Annotated in this window: 1 pseudogene; it reads right to left on the reverse strand. The window is 27.0% G+C overall.

The features are described from left to right. A pseudogene (locus tag V7164_RS21490) lies at positions 1–259 on the reverse strand (sensor histidine kinase); the annotation flags it as partial.

The following is a 259-nucleotide window of genomic DNA, read 5'->3' on the forward strand; positions in this document are numbered from 1 at the left end:
TAAATGGATGATATATAGCGTTAAAAAAGCGATGCGATTTTTAATATTTCCATTATAGTAGGCAATATAAAAAGCAAAATAGACAAATTGGAAATGAATGGTCATTGTTATGGAAATACCGATCAAAATACAAGTCCATAAATACACTGGCCACTTTTTTGAAATAAAAGCAAGCCTGTATGTGACAAAAAAAAGAATTGTCAGGATGATTCCAATAATAATATCAATTGTTGATGAAGATTGAAAAATAAAATAAAAT

Origin of the sequence: Bacillus sp. JJ1474 (genome assembly GCF_036965225.1) — a bacterium.
Lineage (GTDB): Bacteria > Bacillota > Bacilli > Bacillales > Cytobacillaceae > Cytobacillus.